Here is a 19,586-nt window from a genome sequence, read left to right as displayed (position 1 = left end):
TGGCTTGCCAGCTAAACGCCGCCATTCGCTGGCAAGCCAGCTCCTACGGGCAATACAGCTGCCTGCAACACGTCATGCAGACATAGCCAATAAGTTCGCCCCTACACGCTCCGCCCGCTCCCTCCCAACCCTTGACAGTCCCGCCCCAAGCCCGCAAATTACGCAAAGTGTAAATTGATTACGAAAATAACAATGCTGGCTTCCGGACCTCGCACCGGAGCGCCTGCCGCCGAGCGATTGCCATGGACCTCTACACCTATTACCGCTCCACCTCCTCCTACCGGGTGCGCATTGTCCTGGCGCTGAAGGGGCTGGACGCCCGGAATATCCCGGTGAACCTGATCCAGGACGGCGGCCAGCAACACACCCCCGAATACAAGTCGATCAATCCCCAGGGCCGCGTGCCCAGCCTGCGCACCGACAACGGCCAGGTACTGATCCAGTCCCCTGCGATCATCGAATACCTCGAAGAACGCTTTCCCCAACCGGCACTCCTGCCCCAGGACCTGGAAGCACGTGCGCGCCAGCGCGCGGTAGCGGCCATCATCGGCTGCGATATCCACCCGCTGCACAACGTGACCGTGCTCAATCGCCTGCGTGGCCTGAAGGTGGAGGAAGTGGAGGTGATGAACTGGATTCGTCACTGGATCGCAGAGGGCTTCAACGCGATCGAAGCGCTGATTGGCGAGGAAGGTTTCTGCTTCGGTGAACCGGGCCTGGCCGACGTCTACCTGCTACCGCAGGTCTACGCCGCCCGCCGCTTCGAGCTGGACCTGTCACACTATCCGAAGATCGCCCGGGTCGAATGCCTCGCCCTCGAGCATCCGGCGTTCATCCAGGCGCACCCCGACCAACAAGCCGACAAACCGGCCTGAGGCCCCCTCTATGAAAAGCCTCGGATTCAAAGTCACCATCGGCGACTACCTCGCCCGCAGCGTACGCGGAATTTCCTGCGCGCCACCAGTTGCCACCTCGCATTGACCCATACTTCCAATCAAATGCTTGAGGTGCCAAAAAATGGCTGACATCTTCGAAAACCCCATGGGCCTGATGGGCTTTGAATTCATCGAGTTCGCCTCGCCCACCCCCAACACGCTGGAACCCATCTTCGCCATGATGGGCTTCACTAAGGTCGCCACCCACCGCTCCAAGGACGTGCACCTGTATCGCCAGGGCGAGATCAACCTGATCCTGAACAACGAGCCCAGGAGCCTGGCCGCCTATTTCGCTGCCGAGCACGGCCCATCCGTCTGCGGTATGGCGTTCCGCGTGAAGAACGCTCACCAGGCCTACGCCCGCGCCCTGGAACTGGGCGCCCAGCCCATCGAGATCCCCACCGGACCGATGGAACTGCGCCTGCCGGCGATCAAGGGCATCGGCGGCGCGCCGCTGTACCTGATCGACCGTTTCGGCGAAGGCTCCTCGATCTACGACATCGACTTCGAGTTCATCGAGGGCGTCGACCGCCACCCGAAGGGTGCAGGCCTGAAGATCATCGACCACCTGACCCACAACGTGTACCGCGGCCGCATGGCCTACTGGGCGGACTTCTACGAGAAGCTGTTCAACTTCCGCGAGATCCGCTACTTCGACATCAAGGGCGAGTACACCGGCCTGACCTCGAAGGCCATGACGGCACCGGATGGCATGATCCGCATCCCGCTGAACGAAGAATCCTCCAAGGGCGCCGGGCAGATCGAAGAGTTCCTGATGCAGTTCAACGGTGAAGGCATCCAGCACGTCGCCTTCTTCACCGACGATCTGGTCAAGACCTGGGACGAACTCAAATCCCTGGGCATGCGCTTCATGACTGCACCACCGGCCACCTACTACGAAATGCTCCAGGGCCGCCTGCCGAACCATGGCGAGCCGGAAGGCGAGTTGCAGTCGCGCGGCATTCTGCTGGACGGCACCACCGAAGACGGCAGCAAACGCCTCTTGCTGCAGATATTCTCGGAAACCCTGATGGGCCCGGTGTTCTTCGAATTCATCCAGCGCAAGGGTGACGACGGTTTCGGCGAGGGCAACTTCAAGGCCCTGTTCGAATCCATCGAGCGCGACCAGATCCGCCGTGGCGTGCTGAGCACCGAATAAGCGGCTATTTCCAGCAAGAAACCCGGCATCCGCCGGGTTTTTTTATGCTGAATGGGCACCTGCCGCCTTGGCTGACTGCAAGCCGGCGGCGCCGCTGCCAGCCCCCTGACTATGCTTGTTCCATGGGGGTTGGAGGCGCACACATGCAACTCATCAGTGTCAGCATCGACAAGCCGGAGTCGATCAATTTCATCTTTGGCCAGACCCACTTCATCAAGTCCGTCGAAGACATCCACGAAACCCTGGTGGGCGCCGTGCCCGGAATCCGCTTCGGGCTGGCCTTCTGCGAAGCCTCGGGAAAATGCCTGGTGCGCTGCTCCGGCACCGACGAGGCCATGCTCGAACTGGCCCGCACGAACGCCCTCGCCATCGGCGCCGGGCACAGCTTCATCGTCTTCCTGGGCGAGGGCTTTTATCCGGTCAATGTGCTCAACAGCCTGAAGCTGGTACCGGAGGTCTGCCGGATCTACTGCGCCACCGCCAACCCGACACAGGTCATCGTCGCCGAGACCGAGCAGGGCCGCGGCGTGCTCGGCGTGGTAGACGGCTTCTCGCCGAGTGGAGTCGAAGGTGCCGACGACATCGCCTGGCGCAAGGGGCTGCTGAGGCAGATCGGCTACAAGCTCTAAGCCCGGATACGATCTCCGGCAGGTTGCGGTTGCGGCCGGCGAACCCGGCCCCGGTCATCGGACTGGGCAAATCGCGCGCAAAAAAAAGCTGCCATCGCCGGCAGCTTGAGTTTGCACCCTGGCACGTCCTGTGCCCTTTCTGTTCCTGCATGCAGGATGCCATTCGGAGATGACCGGCCAGTGACCGAATCACTGCTAGTCGATGTCAGTCGCCCTCTCCCGCCAGCGTATCCAGGGACACGCGCTGGCGATACTCGGCGACGGATACCGACCAGCCCAGCTCATGGCCGATGCGCCGGCGCAGGCAATCAGCGGCATCGGGTTCACCGTGGACCACGAAGGTGTGTTTCGGAATCCGGGAAAATGGCCGCAGCCAGTCGAGGATCTCGCCGGCATCGGCATGGGCGGAGAGGTTTTCCAGCATCACCACTTCTGCCCGGATGGGGATGTCTTCACCATGGATACGCACTTCGCGGGCGCCGGAAGCGATCATTGCGCCACGGGTACCGCCCGCTTGGAAGCCGGACAGCAGGACGGTGTTGCGCGCGTTAGGTGCCAGCGCCTTGAGGTGATGCAGCACCCGCCCGCCGGTCGCCATCCCGCTGCCGGCGATGATCACCGCCGGCGTACGCAATTGCTCCAGGCGTTTGGCTTCATCCACCGTCCGCACGAAGCGCGCCACCTGGCACATGCCCTCGCACTCTGCACGACTCAGACGATGCTCGGTTCGAAAGCGCTGGTAGAGCGTCGTCACGTCGGTGGCCATGGGGCTGTTGAGGTAGATGGGCAGGTCCGGAATCATCCCGTCCTGTTTCAGTCGATACAGCAAGTACATCAGCAACTGCGCCCGCCCCACCGCGAAGGACGGCACGACCACTATCCCCTTGCGCAGCGCCGTTCGATTGATGACATCGGCCAGCACCCGCTGAGTGTCCTCCGAGGGGTGCTGGCGATTGCCGTAGGTGGACTCCACCACCAGGAAATCAGCGCCCTCGACGACTTCCGGCGCCACTATCAGCGGATCGTCCGGACGCCCGAGGTCGCCGGAAAAAAGGACGCGACGACCACCCGCCTCCAGTTCCACCATCGCCGCCCCCAGGATGTGCCCGGCCGGCCGCAACTGCAGGCGGACCCCCGAAGCGATCTCGTAGGAACGGTGCCAGGTGAAGGGGCGCAACTGCTTCAGGGCTTGTTCCGCATCGGCTTCGGTATAGAGCGGCTTGGCCGGATGGTGGCGGGAATAACCTCGGCGATTGGCGTACTCGGCCTCCTCTTCCTGCAAGCGCGCGCTATCGCGCAGGAGGATTTCCACGAGTTCGCACGTGGCCTCCGAGGCATAGATGGGGCCTGCGTAACCGTCCCGCACCAACGCAGGCAGGTAGCCGCTGTGGTCCAGGTGGGCGTGGGTCAGCACCACGGCATCCAGCCTGTGCGGGCGGATCGGGAACCGCTCCCAGTTGCGCAGCCGCAGTGCCTTGTAGCCCTGGAACAGGCCGCAATCCACCAGCACCCGCTGCCCTTCGTGCTCCAGCAGGTACTTGCTGCCGGTCACCGTGCCGGCACCGCCAAGAAAGCTGATATGGGTACCCATCTCGATCACCGTCTCTTGCGTCGATCCATACGAATCCCTGGATGGAAACTCTAGCTGCCAGCGAGCAGCCCGCCTTGGATCAAGGTAGGGGATGGCGCCGTGCCACAGGCCTGATGCCGATCAAGAAAACCCGTAAATCCATCACATAGAGTCTTGGCTGTGTGCGACCTCTTGCCGCGCTGGAGTGCCCAATTGAACGAGTGCGACCGGCAGCTACTGGCCAGGGCTATGGAAGGCGCCGCCAATGCCATCCTGATCACCGACTGCAATGGACGCATCGAATGGGCCAACCCGGCCTTCTGCATGCTCAGCGGCTACTCGCTCGCAGAGTTGCTGGGCAAGACTCCCGCGCTGCTCAAATCCGGGGAACAAGACCCCGATTTCTATGCCCGGCTCTGGCGCACCGTGCTGAGCGGCAAGCCCTGGCAGGGCGAGTTGCTGGAGCGTGCCAGGGACGGCAGCCTCTACCGGGTCAACCAGGTCATCACTCCGCTGCTTGACGACCAGGGCCGGGTCAGCCAGTTGCTGGCCATTCAGCACAGTTTCACTCAAACCGACCAGGAACGATCACGCGTACGCTTTGAAGCCGAACACGATCCCCTGACCCGACTTCCCAACCGGCGCCTGCTCTTCGAGCGCCTGCAGCAAGCGATGCAGGCGTCTGATCAGAATGGCGTTCCGCTTGCCCTGATGTTCATCGACCTGGACAAGTTCAAACCGGTCAACGATGTCTTCGGCCACGCCTATGGCGACAAACTGCTGGTCGCCGTCGCCGGTCGTCTGCTTGGCGGCGTCCGCAGGGGCGACCTGGTTGCCCGCCTGAGTGGCGATGAGTTCGTAGTGGTGCTGACGACGCCCCACCAGTCTTCGGACCTGGACGCCATGGCAAAGAGCCTGGTGCGACGCATTGCCCGTCCTTATCGAATCGACGGACAGACCTGCACCATCAGCGCCAGCATAGGCCTGGCACGTTACCCCGATCATGGCCGCAGCCCGGATGAGCTCCTGACAGCAGCGGACACGGCCATGTACCACGTGAAGGAGCGCGGCGGGAACGGCCAGAAAATGGCAGCGTGCGGCTCATCCGGCTAGCACGGTACTGCGAGAGCGGTGGCCTCACTGAACTTTCCAGCAACCCGCGTCGTGTGAATTCATGGCCGCGCCTTCAGGGTCCCTTAAGACTTCCCACAGATACTGCCCTCCATACGCCAAACGCCTGGAGGGCAACGATGAACAGCGCCGAGTGGAACTCCCTGTTCCCATTTCGTTTCGGTCACAAGTCGCAGCAACAGTCCCTGTCCCTGCTGTTGGCCGGTGACTCCGGACGCAGCCAGGTGGAGGACTTCGTCCATCGCCGATTCCTCAGCGCCCATGGTGCGGACATCCGCCAGTTCATGCCGGAGCTGCTGAGCATGCGCAACTACCACGGAGCGCTCAGCGCCGTGGCCGGCATTCGCCTCGCCGAGCATGGATCACTGTTCCTCGAGCAGTACCTGGAAGGACCGGCGGAATCGCTCATCTCCCGCCTGGCACCCCACCCGGTGACACGCGAGCAGGTGGTGGAAGTGGGCAACCTGGCCTCGATCAACGCCGGCAATGCGCGGCTGATCATCGTCGCCGTGACCTGGCTGCTGAACCTGCGCGGCCTGGAATGGGTGGTGTTCACCGGTGCGCCGAGCCTGATCAACAGCTTCCGCCGCCTCGGTCTGGAGCCCTTGCGCCTGGGCGAGGCGGACCCCAACCGCCTCAACGGGCAAGAGCAGGAGCAATGGGGCACCTACTACGAGCAGAAACCCCAAGTGTTCACCGGCAACATCCGCCACGGCTTCGAACAATTGCAGCGCAGCGGGATCATCACGCGCCTGGATTTTCCTGAGGCAGAGGGAGCGGCCCACCATGCAGCCTGAGAACTTGCGGGCGATCCTCCACGGCTACGCCAACCACCTGCCGCAGCCCCTGGCCCTGCGCGGCGACACCCGGCGCTACACCTATGCTCAATTGCTGGCCGAAGTGGAACAGCGCGAAGCCCTGCTTCGCGCCGAACCCGAAGGCGTGCTCGCCCTCGGCCTGGACAATGGCCCCGAGGCATTGCTTTGGGACCTGGCCGCCCTGCTCAGCGGACGCCCCTGCCTGATCCTGCCGCCCTTCTTCAGCCCCGCCCAGCGCACCCACTGCCTGGAGCAATGCCAGGTCGGCCTGGCGGTGGTCGACGCTAACTTCACCAACGAACTGGAAAGTGCAGGATTCCAGGCCGACGGCACCTTCTGGCGCAGGTCCGGCAGCCGCCGCGCCGCCCTGCCTGCCGGCACCGCCAAGGTCACCTACACCTCAGGTACCACCGGCCAGCCCAAGGGCGTGTGCCTGGGGGCGGACGCCCTGCTGCGGGTCGCCCATGAACTGGAGACGGCCAGCCGTCCCACGGCACCGGCCCATTACCTGGCGGTACTGCCGATGGCCGTGCTGCTGGAGAACCTCGGCCTCTACGCCGCGCTGCTGGCTGGCGCCTGCGTGACCCTGCTGCCGCAGCGGCAGATGGGCATCCAGGGAGCCAGCGGTGTGGACTGGCAAAAGTTGTTGGCCAGCGTCGCCCTCAGCGGCGCACAGAGCCTGATCCTGGTCCCGCAGTTGCTGCTGGGCCTGGTCACCGCCATTGAGCGTGGACTCCTCAGCGCCGTGCAGTTCCGTTTCGTAGCGGTAGGCGGCGCGCGAGTATCGAAGGACCTGCTGACCCGTGCGGCCAAGGTCGGCCTGCCGGTATTCGAAGGCTACGGCCTTTCCGAATGCGCGTCCGTGGTCTGCCTGAACCGCCCCGGCGCCAACCGGCCGGGCAGCGTCGGCCAGTCCCTGCCCCATGTACGGATCCGCCTGGCAGACGACGGTGAAGTGGAAGTCAGCGGCTCCGCCCTGCTCGGCTACCTGGGAGAACCTCCGTTCACCGGCGACTGGTGGCCCACCGGCGACCTGGGCGAGTTGGATGTCGACGGCTATCTGCACCTCAAGGGCCGCAAGAAACATCAGTTCATCACCAGCTTCGGTCGCAATGTGAACCCGGAGTGGGTGGAAGCCGAACTCACCCAGCGCGGCGTGATCGCCCAGGCGTTCGTTCATGGCGAAGGGCTGCCCGGCAACCTTGCCCTGCTCTGGCCACTGGACCCGCAATGCGATGCGCAAACCCTCGCCGATGCCGTGGCCGGTGCCAACGCCGAGTTGCCCGACTACGCACGGATCAGGGCATGGCATCGTCTGGAAACCCCCTTAAGCGCCGCCGACGGGCTGCTCACCACCAATGGCCGCCTGCGCCGCGAGGCCATACTCGCGCGCTATCGCGGCACCCTGCTTGAACTCGAGAATGAGGTTAAACCATGAGTTTCTTCGACCAACTGCAAGCCGCCACCGCCCGTGAACGCGAGGCGCTGTTCAGCGTCCCGGTGATACGCGAGGCCCTGGCCGGCCAGGTCAGCCTGGACGGCTACCGCGCCTTTCTCGGCCAGGCCTACCACCATGTGCGCCACACCGTGCCGCTGATGATGGCCTGTGGCGCTCGCCTGCCCTCGCGCCTGGAATGGCTCCGTGGCGCCGTCTGCGAGTACATCGAAGAGGAGTACGGCCACGAGCGCTGGATTCTCAATGACATCGCGGCCTGCGGCGGTGATGCCGAAGCCGTCAGCCGCAGCCGCCCCTCGCTTGCCATCGAGCTGATGGTGGCCTTCCTCTACGACCAGATCGCCCGCGGCAATCCGGTGGGACTCTTCGGCATGGTCAACGTACTGGAAGGCACCAGCATCGCATTGGCCACCCAGGCAGCCGATACCATCCGCGAGAGCCTCGGCCTGCCGTCGGACGCCTTCAGCTACCTGTCGTCCCACGGCGTCCTCGACCAGGACCACATGGCGACCTACCGCCGCCTGATGGACCGCCTGGAAGACGAAGAAGACAAACAGGCCGTGATCCATGCCGCCAAGTTGGTCTACCTGCTCTACGCCGAGATGTTCCGCGGCCTGCCCCGTGCCAATGAGGTGAGTCATGCGCCTCACTGACTGCCGCGTGCTCATCACCGGCGCCAGCGGCGGCATCGGCCTGGCCCTGGTCGAACAACTCTGCGCACGAGGTGCCCAGGTATTGGCCGTGAGCCGCCACCAGGAGTCCCTGGCGGCATTGCGCAAGCGCTTTGCGCAGCAGCTCGCCTGGACCGGCGCCGACCTGCGCGAGCCGCAAGGCCGTCAGCGGGTCCTGGACGACGCACGCAGCATGGGCGGCATCAATGTCCTGGTGAACGCCGCCGGGGTGAACAGTTTCGCCATGCTGGAACAGGTGGACGACAGCCAGATCGAGGGCATGCTTGCCCTCAATGTCACCGCCACCCTGCAGTTGACCCGTGCCCTGCTGCCGCTGTTGCGCCAGCAGAGCCATGCCCTGGTGGTCAACGTCGGGTCCATCTACGGCTCCATCGGCTACCCCGGCTACGCCGTGTACTGCGCCAGCAAGTTCGCCCTGCGGGGATTCTCCGAGGCCCTGCGCCGGGAACTGGCGGATACCCCGGTGAATGTCCTGTACGTCGCACCACGCGCCACCCGCACCCGCATGAACAGCCAGGCCGCGATGGCCCTCAACGCCGAACTCAAAGTGGGGGTAGACGAGCCCGAACAGGTAGCCGGGGCGGTGATCGCCGCCATCGAAAAGGACCTCAGCGAGGTCTACCTGGGCTGGCCGGAGAAGTTCTTCGTCCGCCTCAACGGCATGCTTCCGGGCGTAGTGGACCGCGCCCTGCACAAGCAACTGCCGATCATCCGCCGCTTCAGCACCGCCCACCACAGTAAGGACCATCCATGATGAACAAGCTCTTCTGCGCCGTCGGCCTGTTCCTGACCCTCAGCATCCCGGCCTGGGCCCTGGACGCCAGCGGCAGCCAGCGCCTGGCCGACATCCAGCAGCGCTGGGCACAGATCCAGTACCAGGTGCCGGAAAAGCAGCGCGCCGCCGAATTCCAGAAGCTCGCAGCCCAGAGCAATGCATTCACCCACAGCACCCCGCAGGCCGCCGAAGCCTGGATCTGGCACGGCATCGTCACCAGCAGTTGGGCCGGAGCCGAAGGCGGCCTAGGCGCGCTGGGCAAGGTCAAGGATGCCCGCGCCGCGCTTGAGCGTGCCATCCAGCTCGACCCGCAGGCACTGCAGGGCTCGGCCTACACCAGCCTTGGCGCGCTGTACGACCGGGTACCCGGCTGGCCCGTCAGCTTCGGTGACGAAGACAAGGCCGACCAATTGCTGCGCAAGGCCCTGGAGATCAATCCGTCAGGCATCGACAGTCTGTATTTCTGGGGCGATCACCTGTACCGCCAGGGCCACCCGGAACAGGCCCGCGAGGTTCTGCTCAAGGCCAAGGCCGCCGCCCCGCGCCCCGGACGCGAGCTCGCCGACCAGGGCCGCCGCCAGGAAATCGATGCTTTACTGCAGGCAATCGGCAATCACTAAGGACGTCCATGCGACTGCTTCTCGTCGAAGACGACAACGCCCTGGGGGCCGGCGTGCGCGCCGGCCTGCGCCAGGAGGGCTACACCATCGACTGGCTGACTGACGGCGTCGGCGCACTGCATGCCCTGCAGACCGAAGAATTCGATCTGGCGATCCTCGACCTCGGGTTGCCAAGGCTGGACGGCGTGCAGGTGTTGCAACAGTTGCGGGCCAGCGGCTCCACCTTGCCAGTGCTGGTGCTCACCGCGCGCGACGCCACCGACGACCGCATCATCGGCCTGGACGCCGGAGCCGACGACTACCTCGTCAAACCCTTCGACCTCAATGAACTCAAGGCCCGCCTGCGCGCCCTGCTGCGCCGCAGCGCCGGGCGGCCGCAGGTGCTGATCGAACACGCCGGCGTGGTGCTCGACCCGGCCAGCCAGCAGGTCAGCTACCTGGGCAGCCCAGTGCCGCTGACCCCCAAGGAATACCAGTTGCTCCACGAACTGCTCTCACAGCCGGGCAAGGTGCTCACCCGTGAACGCCTGGTGCAGACGCTCTACGGCTGGGACGAGGAAGCCGAAAGCAACACCCTGGAAGTGCATATCCACCACCTGCGCAAGAAGCTCTCCAGCGACCTCATCCGCACCGTGCGGGGAATCGGCTACCTGGTGGATGCGCGCCCATGACCTCGTTGCGTCGACGCACCCTCTGGCTGGTAATGGTGCTCCTGCTGCTCGGCACCTTGCTCATCGTCTACCTCAACTACCGCGACAGCAGCCACGAAGTGGAAGAAATCTACGACGCCCACCTGGCGCAGAACGCACGTCTGCTGCTGGGCGTGATGCACATGCCGCTGGCCAGCACCGGGCGAGACGAGCTGTATCGCGCCTTCAATGAAGCCCTTAGCAGTGCCGGCCCGCACAAGGTTGGCCACCCCTACGAAAGCAAACTGGCCTTCCAGGTGTGGGGCAAGGACGGCCGCAGCCTGGTGCGATCGCCCAGTGCTCCCCCCTTCGACCACGCACCGCAACGAACCGGTTTCCACGACATCAAGCTGGACAGCTATCAGTGGCGCGGCTTCGTATTGCCGGACGACGAACAGGGCCTGCTGATCTGGGTAGGCGAACGCGACGATGTACGCAAGGACCTGGTACAGCGCATCGTCCGCCACACACTCTGGCCAAACCTGATCGGCATCCTGATCCTCGCGGCCCTGGTCTGGCTCGCCATCGGCTGGGGCCTGCAGCCCTTACAGAACATGGCGCGGGTGATCCGCAGTCGCCACGCCGAGTCCCTGGCGCCACTGCAGATCGTGCCCCTGCCCAAAGAGCTGGAGCCCATGCAGGCAGCGATCAACCGCCTGCTGGCACAGATCGAGCAGATGCTCGAGCGCGAGCGGCGCTTCATCGGCGATGCCGCCCACGAGATGCGCACCCCGCTGGCGGTACTGCGCCTGCATGCGCAGAACGCCCTGGAGGCCAGCAGCGACGAGCAACGCGCCGAGGCCCTGCGCTTCCTCACGGTGGGCGTCGACCGCCTGACCCGGGTGGTGCACCAGTTGCTCACCATGGCCCGAGTGGAGCCGGAACTGGCGCGACAGAATTGGCAACCCCTGGACCTCGGGCACCTGGTCCGCGAGCACCTGGCCGAACTGACACCCCTCTTGCTGGACAGGGGCCTCGAACTGGCCCTGGAGGTGGCCGAGAGTAACTTCAAAATCACCAGCGACGCTGCTGCCATCGGCATCGCCCTGCAGAACCTGGTGACCAATGCCGCCAACTTCTCCCCGGGCGGCGGCGAGGTGAAAGTCAGCCTGCTACCAGAGGGTCGCGACTACCTCCTGCTGCGTGTGGAGGATCAGGGGCCGGGCATCGACGAGGCCAAGCTGGAGCGCCTGTTCGAACGCTTCTACAGCCAGGACAACCCCCAGGGTGCCGGCCTCGGCCTGGCCATCGTGCAGATGATCGCCCAGCGCCTGGGCGGCAGCATCACGTTGTACAACCGTGAAGACGGCGGCCTTTGCGCCGACCTGAGATTGCCGCGCGAAGCGCGCGGCAAAGCGTAGGCAGGAGACGTGTAGCCCGGATGAAATCCGGGGAAAACCCCACTGCAGCGCCCGGTTTTCATCCGGGCTGCAACTTGTCCAGCCACTAGTGCGTCGCGTGACGATAAGGGCCGCAACGCGGCCCCTTTTCATCTCAGGCGATCACCCGCTCGCGCAATCGCGCCAGCATTCCGAGGATGCTTCCGACCCGCTGGCTCTCGCCGGCTTCCTTGGGCACCTCAGCCACACGCGGCACCAGGTTCAGGGGCTGTGCGCGCCAGAGGAAAGCCTGCTCGGCGGCGGCTTTCAGCCCCTTCTCGAACAGGCCACGGCGGATCGGCTTGGGCAGGTAGCGGAAGATCTGCGCTTCGTTGATCAGCTTCAGCAAGGCCTGGGTGTCACGGAAGGGCGTCACCACCAGGCTGAGCAGGCGCGGGTGAGCCTGGGCCAGGGATTTCAGTAGCGGCGCCATGTCCTCGCTGCCCAGCTTGAGGTCGCTGACGAGCAGGTCCACCGGTTCCAGATTCAGGGCGACCAGCGCTTCGCTCAGGCTATGGGCACGCAGCAGGCGGTGGCCACCGGCCTCGCAGAATGCCTCGACGCAGTGCAGGGTCTCCGGGTCGTCATCCAGCAGCAGCAGGTTCAGCGGGGCTGCCAGGTCACTGGTGGCGGAGGTGACCGGCGCGGCGGCCTGGCGTTCGGCGATTTCCGCCGCCTGGCGCAGGGTGAAGGCCATTTCCTGCGGGTCCCAGGGCTTGGTCAGGTAGCGGAAGATGCCGCCGCTGTTCAACGCCTCTACCGCGGCATCCAGATCGGAATAGCCGGTGAGCAGGATGCGCAGGCACTCCGGGGCGATCTCCCGCGAGCGGGCCAGCAGCTCGGCGCCGTTCATGCGCGGCATGCGCTGATCACTGACGATGATCTGTACCGACTCTTCCTTCAGTCGTTCCAGCGCCCGCAGTGGGTCGCTTTCGGTGATCACCTCGTACTGGCGACGAAACTGCAGCGCCAGGCTGCGCAGGATGCGCTCCTCGTCATCGACGAAGAGGATGCGGACGGGTGAAGTCATGGGCTCAGGCACTCCGTTTCAGTTCGACCGCCTGACTGCGCGGCAGGCTGATGAGAAAGCGCGTTCCGCGCCCCGGTTCCGAGGCCACGCGGATGCTGCCGCCATGGTCACGAATGATTTTGTAGCTGATGGACAGTCCCAGCCCCGTGCCCTCGCCCACCGGCTTGGTGGTGAAGAAGGGGTCGAAGATGCGCTGCCTGACTTCGGGCGGCATGCCGCGACCGCTGTCCTGCACCGAGATGCAGACGTTGTCGTCGTCAGCCCAGCTCTTCACCTGGATACGCCCGGCTCCGTCCATCGCCTGGGCGGCGTTGGTGAAGAGGTTCAACAGCACCTGGTTGATCTGCGATGGCGCGCAAGTGATGCGCGGCAGCTCACCGAGGAGCTGGTACACCTCAGCCTTGTCCTTGATGTGGTTGCGGGCAATCAACAGGGCGCTGCGAATGCAGTCGTTGAGGTCCACCTCCTCGCTCATGGCGCGATCCAGGCGGGCGAAGTCCTTGAGCCCGGCAACCAACTCGGCAATCTGGCCAAGGCCGTAGAGCGTGTCACCGAACAGTTGGCGCAGGTCTCCGGCCAGCAGCTCGGGAGCTGCCGCTTCGCGACTGGCGGCCGCGTGCTCCAACGCATCGGCCAGACGCTGTTCGTCACAGGACGGATCATCCAGGCAGGCCGCCAGAGCGGCCTGGCTCTCGGCCAGCGCGAAGAGCGGCGTGGTCAGTTCTTCCATCAGTTGGACGTTGTTCTTCACATAGCCCAGCGGCGTGTTCAGTTCGTGGGCGACACCCGCGACCATCTGACCAAGGGACGCCATCTTTTCCGATTGCACCAGCTGCGCCTGGGATTCCTTCAAGTCCACCAGTGCCTGGCGCAACACCCGGTTGCGCTGGGCGATGCGCAATTCCATGGCCTTCAACAAGTCCAGCACCGTGCCGAGTCCCAAGTAGCGTCCCTGCTCGTCCACCAGGATGAAATCTTCGGTAATCGGGTACTGCAGTTGAGCAGTGACCTGCTTGGCCGCCAGCTCCAGGCCGGAAGCCAGGGCGACGGTAAGCGGTGCCGGATTCATCACGTCGGCCACCGGACGGCGCCCCCAGAGATCACGGCCGAAACGCTGCATGAAGATGTCCTGCAGCGTATAGCGGCTGACCAGGCCCAGCGGCTGTCCCTGCCCGTCCACCACTGGCAGCGAGAGGAAAGCCTTGTGCTCATGGGTCAGCAGGCGATCGGCCACATCACTGATGCTCATGTCCGGGGCCAGCGGCTCCGCGGTCTTGAGCAGGCGAGCCAGACTGCTTTCGGCTGCCATGATCGATACTCCGGGCTACTGATAGGTGCCGCGCATTCAAACAGCACCAGATTGCCATCATGTGACAGGTGTCTCATGCGAGAAACAAATGGCGAGGTCGCCTGGAAGCGACAACACTGAGTTTCGACACCCTCACGGAGCCTATCGCCATGCCCGAAAAAACCGCCGCCCCGATGCCCCGCAAGGGACTGCTGCTCCGCCTGCTGCGCATCCTGGCCTGGCTGTTGATTGTCGTGGCACTGCTGTGCGTGTCGCTCTATCTCGCCTTCGGCCCGGCGCGCCTGATCGACCGGCTGGCGCCGCCTCCGCCGATCTTCCCGGAAAACACCCTCGAGGCGCCTTCGGCACCGGTCGCCGCAGCGCCAGTACCGGCTCCAGTGCAGGCCCCTGCTGACTCGCGCGAGTTGGTGACACTGATGCTGGACAGCATCGAAGATATCTGGGGCGAGTTCCTCGCCCGTGGCGACTACGCCTACAAGAAACCCAAGGTGGCGCTTTTCGAAGACAGGATCGAAGCCCCCTGCAAGCTGACCGGTTCCTTCAGCGGGTCGTTCTATTGTCCTAAGGGCATGCGTCTGTACATCGACCTGGCTTACCTGGACGAACTGCAGAAACGCGCTCCCCAGGTGGGCGACCTCGCTCGCAGCTATGCCGTGGCCCATACGGCCGCCCACCACGTCCTCAACCTCGTGGGCGCAGTTGGCTGGTTCAAGGAGTACCACGTCGACATCGACCAGGCGAAACGCAGCGAGCGCCTGCAAGAATCCCAGGAACTGGTGGCTGATTGCCTGGTCGGTAGCTGGATCAAGTATGCCCAGCACAAGTACGCCTGGATGAAACCCGAGGACCTGCCAGAGGCCGTGAAGGCCGTGACCGAACTGAGCAAGGAGCGCACGGCCATGCCGGGTATACCGAGCATGCTCGACCCTCTGGCGCTGATCGACGCCGAGACGCGCATGCGCTGGCTGCAAGTAGGCATGGAAACCGGCGACCCCAGGGAGTGCAGCCAGATGCTCACGGAATCCGCGGAGTGACCGGCTGCCGCGTGATCAATGCGCCCTGTGAGGGCGAACTTGCGGTTCGCTTGGCCATTGGAATCGCCCCCACAACGCTTCGCCCATCCACATGTGAAGATCAGCCTATGCCGGCTGCTGCCCGCCCATCCGCCGGCTGATGGCCTCGGCCGCCTGGTGCAGACGCTCGGCGGCCGAACCCTGGGTGTCGGCGCGAAATACGCTGGCAGCGCCAACGACGGTGATGACCCCAGCCAGCTTGTTGCCGGTGGCGAACAGTGGTGCCGACAAGGCATTCACGCCTGGCATCAACAGACCATGAACGGGGTGCAGGCCGGTGGCGCGGATCTGCGCCATCTGCTCTTGCAGCTCTGCAGCAGCCGGCGCCCCTGGCAACGCCAGTTCCTCGTCGCGCAGGAAGGCAGTTTCGGCTTCAGGCAGGTAGGTGTTGAACACCAGGCCGGTGGACGATCCCAGCAGCGGCAGCACTGAGCCCACCTGGGTCACCAGGGTCACTGCACGCAAGGCCTGCTCCACATGGACCACGGTCGGGCCCTTGTTGCCCCATACGGCGAGGAAGCAGGTTTCGTTCAGCGTGTCGCGCAAGTCCGCCAGGTGCGGCATGGAGACCTTCACAACGTCCAGTCGTCCAATGGCGGCCAGGCCCACCAGCAGCGCCTCGCGGCCAAGGCCATAGTGGTTGGTAGTGGCGTCCTGCTCGGCGAAGCCGCTGGCGATCAGCGCCTGCAGGTAGCGGTGCACCTTGCTCGCCGGCATGCCGACGTGCTCGGCCAACTTGGACAGCGAGGTGGCCGGCGCCAGTTCGGCGAGGCCCTTAAGGATGTCGGTGCCCACTTCCGCGGCCTGCACCTTCTGCCGCCGCGGTGCGCCCGCGCTGTCGTTCTCGCTCGTCATGTCCTGGCCTTGGTCGGTGTGGAGGGCGCTGTTATAGCTTGACCCCTTTTGGCTTTCAAATTACGTTATGCGTAATCAAATTACAAAAACAACGAGGTCGCCATGGTCTCCCCCACGCAGCTCACTTACCAATCCGGTTTCGACAACGAGTTCAGCAGCGAAGCGCTGCCCGGCGCCCTGCCTGTCGGCCAGAACTCCCCGCAGAAAACGCCCTACGGTCTCTATGCCGAATTGCTCTCCGGCACCGCCTTCACTGTCCCACGCAGCGAGGCCCGGCGGACCTGGATGTACCGCATCAAGCCGTCGGCCAACCATCCTCGGTATCAGCGCCTGGAGCGCCAGATCGCCGGCAACCGCCTGGGGCCGGTGACGCCCAACCGCCTGCGCTGGAACCCGCAGGACATCCCCGCCGAACGCACTGACTTCATCGACGGCCTGCTGACCATTGCCGCGACCAGCGATGCCGAGCAGGCCTCGGGCGTCAGCGTGCACCTGTTCCGCGCCAACGCCTCGATGCAGCGCGTGTTCTTCAATGCCGATGGCGAGCTGCTGATCGTTCCCGAGCAAGGCCGCCTGCGTATCGCGACCGAGCTGGGCCTGCTGGACGTGGAACCGCTGGAGATCGCGGTGATCCCGCGCGGCATGAAGTTCCGCGTCGAGCTGCTGGATGCCAGCGCCCGTGGCTACATCTGCGAGAACCACGGTGCCGCCCTGCGCCTGCCGGACCTCGGTCCTATCGGCAGCAACGGCCTGGCCAACCCGCGCGACTTCCTCGCCCCGGTGGCCCATTACGAAGACATCGACGCGCCCGTCGCTCTGGTGCAGAAATTCCTCGGCGAACTCTGGGCCACCGAGCTGGACCACTCGCCCCTGGACGTGGTCGCCTGGCACGGCAACAACGTGCCCTACAAGTACGACCTGCGCCGCTTCAACACCATCGGCACCGTAAGCTACGACCACCCGGACCCGTCCATCTTCACCGTGCTCACTTCGCCCAGCGACACCTGTGGTCAGGCCAACGTCGACTTCGTGATCTTCCCGCCGCGCTGGATGGTGGCCGAGAAGACCTTCCGTCCGCCGTGGTTCCACCGCAACCTGATGAACGAATTCATGGGCCTGATCCAGGGCGCCTACGACGCCAAGGCAGAAGGCTTCGCCCCGGGTGGCGCCTCGCTGCACAACTGCATGAGCGCCCATGGCCCGGACAACGCCACCACCACCACTGCCATCGCCGCCGATCTGAAACCGCACAAGATCGACAACACCATGGCCTTCATGTTCGAGACCAGCCGCGTGCTGCGCCCCAGCCAGTACGCGCTGGAATGCCCGCAGCTGCAGAACGACTACGATGCATGCTGGGCCGGCATGGCCAAGACCTTCGACAAGGGCAGGATCTGACATGACCCAGACAGACAATCGCCGTAGCTGGATCGCCTCCGCCAACGGCCACCCGGACTTCCCGCTGCAGAACCTGCCGCTGGGTATCTTCAGCCCGTCCAACGCCTCGCCGCGCGGCGGCGTGGCCATCGGCGACGCCATCTTCGACCTGAAGGTGGCGAGCGATGCCGGCCTGTTCAGCGGCGAAGCCGCCGAGGCCGCCCGCTCCGCCTGCAGCGACAGCCTGAACGCCTTCTTCGCCCTCGGCGCCTCTGCCCGCCGTGCCCTGCGCGCACAACTGCAGGAGTTGCTGGCAGAAGGCAGCAGCGCCCAAGCGCGCCTGGAAGCCATGGGCCAGGCCCTGCTGCCCAGCGCTTCCACCTGTCGGCTGCACCTGCCGGCCAAGGTGGGCGACTACACCGACTTCTATGTGGGCATCCACCACGCCAACAACGTGGGCCGCCTGTTCCGCCCGGACAACCCGCTGCTGCCCAACTACAAGTACGTCCCGATCGGCTACCACGGCCGCGCGTCCACCGTGTGCGTTTCCGGCACCCCGGTGCGCCGTCCCATCGGCCAGACCATGCCGCCGGGCAACGAAGTCCCGAACTTCGGCCCCAGCAACCGCCTGGACTACGAGCTGGAGCTGGGCATCTGGATCGGTCAGGGCAATGAGATGGGCGAGTCCATCGCCATCGCCGACGCCCAGCAGCACATCGCCGGCTACTGCCTGCTCAACGACTGGTCCGCCCGTGACGTGCAGGCTTGGGAATACCAGCCGCTCGGGCCGTTCCTGGCAAAGAACTTCGGCACCACGGTATCGCCCTGGGTGGTCACCGCCGAAGCCCTGGAACCCTTCCGCGCCGCGCAACCGGCCCGCCCGGAAGGCGACCCGCAGCCCCTGCCCTATCTGCTGGACGAAGCGGACCAGGCCAAGGGTGCCTTCGATATCGAACTGGAAGTGCTGATCCTCACCAAGGCCATGCGCGATCTGGGCCTGGCGCCTCACCGCCTGGCGCTGAGCAATACCCTGAACATGTACTGGACCGTGGCGCAGATGGTTGCCCACCACAGCGTTGGCGGCTGCAAGCTGCAACCGGGTGATCTGTTCGGCTCGGGCACCCTCTCCGGCCCGCAGCCGGAAGCGTTCGGTAGCCTGCTGGAGAGCACCGTCGGCGGCAAACAGGCGATCAGCCTGCCGAGTGGCGAGCAGCGCACCTTCCTGGAAGACGGGGATGAAGTGATACTGCGTGCCCGTTGCCAGCGGGAAGGCTACCCCAGCGTTGGCTTCGGCGAATGCCGTGGGGTATTGCTAGCGGCACGCTGAGTTGGAAATGGGGCAACTGCGTGGTTGCCCCAGTCGTTTCTAGCGGTGGTTCTTGCCGTCGTTCTTGCTTGAGGAAACGCCCGCCTTGCCGAGGCCATCGGCGTTGTGGTCGCCAGGCGTGGTGTCGGCAACTGCTCGGGCATTTGCCAGGCCGCGACTGTCCTTGTCTCGGGCAACGGCAGACGTCGAGTAACCATGGCCGTTGTCATCGTTGCGCAGGCTGCCATAGCGGTTGCCCTTGTCTTCGCCATTACGGGTCGCCTTACCCGCGTGATCGGCGCTCTTGCCATAGCCGTGGCCCTTGCCGTCGTGGCTGCCGGCATGACCGCCGCCAACGCCACCACCGAATCCGCCGCCATGGCCACCACCATGCCCGCCACCGTTGCCACCGCCGTTCCCGCCGCCGTTGCCGCCACCATTGCCTCGGGCATAGGCGGAGTCGACCAGGGATACGCCGCCTGGCAGGACGGTACCCGCCGCAAGGACCATCACACAGGTGGCCGCGGCCAACAGGGTTTTCTTATTGATCAATTTGGAATCTCCACAGGCGCTTTTTCACGATACATGGTGAGACTCCGGGACCATGCGTCGGTTCAACGCCGAACGACGAGTGGAGGCGCCCATCGGAGCCGGGTTTCCGGGCTTTGAACCGGTTCATGTTTCGGCCAACTCGCAGCAGCGGGATTTCTGCAATAGTTGCGGCACTTGCCCTTGCTTTCGCAGTCCATCAGCAAAGGGAACAGTCCCTCACGGAGATCACGG

General features: G+C 64.8%; 19 protein-coding genes. 14 read left to right on the top strand and 5 right to left on the bottom strand.

The features are described 5' to 3' along the window. The first annotated feature begins 242 nt into the window (after positions 1 to 242). The 3 genes from maiA to AAHM40_RS23510 all read left to right on the top strand — a co-directional run bounded on the left by maiA (position 243) and on the right by AAHM40_RS23510 (position 2,723). Complete coding sequence (gene maiA / locus AAHM40_RS23520; protein WP_342246836.1) at positions 243 to 875, top strand: maleylacetoacetate isomerase; 633 nt, start codon at positions 243 to 245, stop codon at positions 873 to 875. A gap of 142 nt (positions 876 to 1,017) precedes the next feature. After that, a complete protein-coding gene (hppD, locus tag AAHM40_RS23515; protein ID WP_028626450.1) occupies positions 1,018 to 2,094 on the top strand; it encodes a 4-hydroxyphenylpyruvate dioxygenase in 1,077 nt (358 codons plus the stop codon). 143 nt (positions 2,095 to 2,237) lie between these two features. Further along, entirely contained in the window at positions 2,238 to 2,723 is a 486-nt protein-coding gene (locus tag AAHM40_RS23510; protein WP_342246835.1) for an adenosine-specific kinase, read from the top strand. A gap of 205 nt (positions 2,724 to 2,928) precedes the next feature. On the opposite strand, the gene AAHM40_RS23505 is transcribed toward AAHM40_RS23510, so the two are convergent. Continuing rightward, positions 2,929 to 4,314, bottom strand: coding sequence for an MBL fold metallo-hydrolase (locus AAHM40_RS23505; protein ID WP_342246834.1), 1,386 nt, complete (start codon positions 4,312 to 4,314; stop codon positions 2,929 to 2,931). Positions 4,315 to 4,506: 192 nt separating this feature from the next. Between AAHM40_RS23505 and AAHM40_RS23500 the strand changes: the two genes are divergently transcribed. From AAHM40_RS23500 to AAHM40_RS23465, 8 genes are all read left to right on the top strand, one after another. Continuing rightward, positions 4,507 to 5,406: a diguanylate cyclase domain-containing protein gene (locus tag AAHM40_RS23500; protein ID WP_342246833.1), complete on the top strand. Its 900-nt coding sequence runs from the start codon at positions 4,507 to 4,509 to the stop codon at positions 5,404 to 5,406. Positions 5,407 to 5,543: 137 nt separating this feature from the next. Next, positions 5,544 to 6,221, top strand: a complete 678-nt coding sequence (locus AAHM40_RS23495) for a thermostable hemolysin (protein ID WP_342246832.1) — start codon at positions 5,544 to 5,546, stop codon at positions 6,219 to 6,221. After that, positions 6,211 to 7,680 (top strand): AMP-binding protein, encoded by a 1,470-nt coding sequence (locus tag AAHM40_RS23490; RefSeq protein ID WP_342246831.1) that lies wholly within the window; start codon positions 6,211 to 6,213, stop codon positions 7,678 to 7,680. The genes AAHM40_RS23495 and AAHM40_RS23490 overlap by 11 nt, the downstream gene beginning before the upstream one ends. Then, complete coding sequence (locus tag AAHM40_RS23485; RefSeq protein WP_342246830.1) at positions 7,677 to 8,351, top strand: TenA family transcriptional regulator; 675 nt, start codon at positions 7,677 to 7,679, stop codon at positions 8,349 to 8,351. The genes AAHM40_RS23490 and AAHM40_RS23485 overlap by 4 nt, the downstream gene beginning before the upstream one ends. Then, complete coding sequence (locus tag AAHM40_RS23480; RefSeq protein ID WP_342246829.1) at positions 8,338 to 9,144, top strand: SDR family oxidoreductase; 807 nt, start codon at positions 8,338 to 8,340, stop codon at positions 9,142 to 9,144. Before AAHM40_RS23485 ends, AAHM40_RS23480 begins: the two co-directional genes overlap by 14 nt. Continuing rightward, entirely contained in the window at positions 9,144 to 9,785 is a 642-nt protein-coding gene (locus AAHM40_RS23475; RefSeq protein ID WP_342246840.1) for a tetratricopeptide repeat protein, read from the top strand. The genes AAHM40_RS23480 and AAHM40_RS23475 overlap by 1 nt, the downstream gene beginning before the upstream one ends. Before the next feature lie 8 nt (positions 9,786 to 9,793). After that, on the top strand, positions 9,794 to 10,456 hold the full coding sequence (locus AAHM40_RS23470; protein WP_342246828.1) for a response regulator: 663 nt from the start codon (positions 9,794 to 9,796) through the stop codon (positions 10,454 to 10,456). Continuing rightward, the gene (locus AAHM40_RS23465) at positions 10,453 to 11,835 is read left to right on the top strand and encodes an ATP-binding protein (protein WP_342246827.1); all 1,383 of its coding nucleotides are present in this window, start codon (positions 10,453 to 10,455) and stop codon (positions 11,833 to 11,835) included. Before AAHM40_RS23470 ends, AAHM40_RS23465 begins: the two co-directional genes overlap by 4 nt. Positions 11,836 to 11,968: 133 nt before the next feature. Here AAHM40_RS23465 and AAHM40_RS23460 read toward each other — a convergent pair whose 3' ends face one another. Then, complete coding sequence (locus AAHM40_RS23460) at positions 11,969 to 12,883, bottom strand: response regulator (protein ID WP_342246826.1); 915 nt, start codon at positions 12,881 to 12,883, stop codon at positions 11,969 to 11,971. A gap of 4 nt (positions 12,884 to 12,887) precedes the next feature. Further along, positions 12,888 to 14,192 (bottom strand): ATP-binding protein, encoded by a 1,305-nt coding sequence (locus tag AAHM40_RS23455; protein ID WP_446731612.1) that lies wholly within the window; start codon positions 14,190 to 14,192, stop codon positions 12,888 to 12,890. Positions 14,193 to 14,341: 149 nt separating this feature from the next. On the opposite strand from AAHM40_RS23455, the gene AAHM40_RS23450 reads away from it, so the two are divergent. Further along, positions 14,342 to 15,226, top strand: a complete 885-nt coding sequence (locus tag AAHM40_RS23450) for a neutral zinc metallopeptidase (protein WP_342246825.1) — start codon at positions 14,342 to 14,344, stop codon at positions 15,224 to 15,226. A gap of 105 nt (positions 15,227 to 15,331) precedes the next feature. Here the strand turns inward: AAHM40_RS23450 and AAHM40_RS23445 are convergent, their stop codons facing one another. Further along, entirely contained in the window at positions 15,332 to 16,120 is a 789-nt protein-coding gene (locus tag AAHM40_RS23445; protein WP_342246824.1) for an IclR family transcriptional regulator, read from the bottom strand. Between the two features lie 102 nt (positions 16,121 to 16,222). Between AAHM40_RS23445 and hmgA the strand changes: the two genes are divergently transcribed. Both hmgA and fahA read left to right on the top strand, forming a co-directional pair. Continuing rightward, the gene (gene hmgA / locus AAHM40_RS23440) at positions 16,223 to 17,518 is read left to right on the top strand and encodes a homogentisate 1,2-dioxygenase (protein WP_342246823.1); all 1,296 of its coding nucleotides are present in this window, start codon (positions 16,223 to 16,225) and stop codon (positions 17,516 to 17,518) included. Position 17,519: 1 nt separating this feature from the next. Next, positions 17,520 to 18,824, top strand: coding sequence for a fumarylacetoacetase (gene fahA, locus AAHM40_RS23435; protein ID WP_342246822.1), 1,305 nt, complete (start codon positions 17,520 to 17,522; stop codon positions 18,822 to 18,824). Positions 18,825 to 18,863: 39 nt separating this feature from the next. On the opposite strand, the gene AAHM40_RS23430 is transcribed toward fahA, so the two are convergent. Then, complete coding sequence (locus AAHM40_RS23430; protein ID WP_342246821.1) at positions 18,864 to 19,355, bottom strand: hypothetical protein; 492 nt, start codon at positions 19,353 to 19,355, stop codon at positions 18,864 to 18,866. Between the last annotated feature and the right edge of the window lie 231 nt (positions 19,356 to 19,586).

It is taken from the genome of Pseudomonas sp. OTU5201 (genome assembly GCF_038440135.1).
GTDB classification, from domain to species: Bacteria; Pseudomonadota; Gammaproteobacteria; order Pseudomonadales; family Pseudomonadaceae; genus Metapseudomonas; species Metapseudomonas resinovorans.
Note: the sequence above shows the minus strand (reverse complement) of the source record. Positions and strands in the feature narration are given on the sequence as shown.

Bases quoted from the DNA above. Each gene is read 5' to 3' on its own strand.
- maiA (WP_342246836.1), top strand. From the start codon at position 243: ATGGACCTCTACACCTATTACCGCTCCACCTCCTCCTACCGGGTGCGC.
- hppD (WP_028626450.1), top strand. From the start codon at position 1,018: ATGGCTGACATCTTCGAAAACCCCATGGGCCTGATGGGCTTTGAATTC.
- AAHM40_RS23510 (WP_342246835.1), top strand. From the start codon at position 2,238: ATGCAACTCATCAGTGTCAGCATCGACAAGCCGGAGTCGATCAATTTC.
- AAHM40_RS23505 (WP_342246834.1), bottom strand. From the start codon at position 4,314: ATGGGTACCCATATCAGCTTTCTTGGCGGTGCCGGCACGGTGACCGGC.
- AAHM40_RS23495 (WP_342246832.1), top strand. From the start codon at position 5,544: ATGAACAGCGCCGAGTGGAACTCCCTGTTCCCATTTCGTTTCGGTCAC.
- AAHM40_RS23490 (WP_342246831.1), top strand. From the start codon at position 6,211: ATGCAGCCTGAGAACTTGCGGGCGATCCTCCACGGCTACGCCAACCAC.
- AAHM40_RS23485 (WP_342246830.1), top strand. From the start codon at position 7,677: ATGAGTTTCTTCGACCAACTGCAAGCCGCCACCGCCCGTGAACGCGAG.
- AAHM40_RS23480 (WP_342246829.1), top strand. From the start codon at position 8,338: ATGCGCCTCACTGACTGCCGCGTGCTCATCACCGGCGCCAGCGGCGGC.
- AAHM40_RS23475 (WP_342246840.1), top strand. From the start codon at position 9,144: ATGAACAAGCTCTTCTGCGCCGTCGGCCTGTTCCTGACCCTCAGCATC.
- AAHM40_RS23470 (WP_342246828.1), top strand. From the start codon at position 9,794: ATGCGACTGCTTCTCGTCGAAGACGACAACGCCCTGGGGGCCGGCGTG.
- AAHM40_RS23465 (WP_342246827.1), top strand. From the start codon at position 10,453: ATGACCTCGTTGCGTCGACGCACCCTCTGGCTGGTAATGGTGCTCCTG.
- AAHM40_RS23460 (WP_342246826.1), bottom strand. From the start codon at position 12,883: ATGACTTCACCCGTCCGCATCCTCTTCGTCGATGACGAGGAGCGCATC.
- AAHM40_RS23455 (WP_446731612.1), bottom strand. From the start codon at position 14,192: ATGGCAGCCGAAAGCAGTCTGGCTCGCCTGCTCAAGACCGCGGAGCCG.
- AAHM40_RS23450 (WP_342246825.1), top strand. From the start codon at position 14,342: ATGCCCGAAAAAACCGCCGCCCCGATGCCCCGCAAGGGACTGCTGCTC.
- AAHM40_RS23445 (WP_342246824.1), bottom strand. From the start codon at position 16,120: ATGACGAGCGAGAACGACAGCGCGGGCGCACCGCGGCGGCAGAAGGTG.
- hmgA (WP_342246823.1), top strand. From the start codon at position 16,223: ATGGTCTCCCCCACGCAGCTCACTTACCAATCCGGTTTCGACAACGAG.
- fahA (WP_342246822.1), top strand. From the start codon at position 17,520: ATGACCCAGACAGACAATCGCCGTAGCTGGATCGCCTCCGCCAACGGC.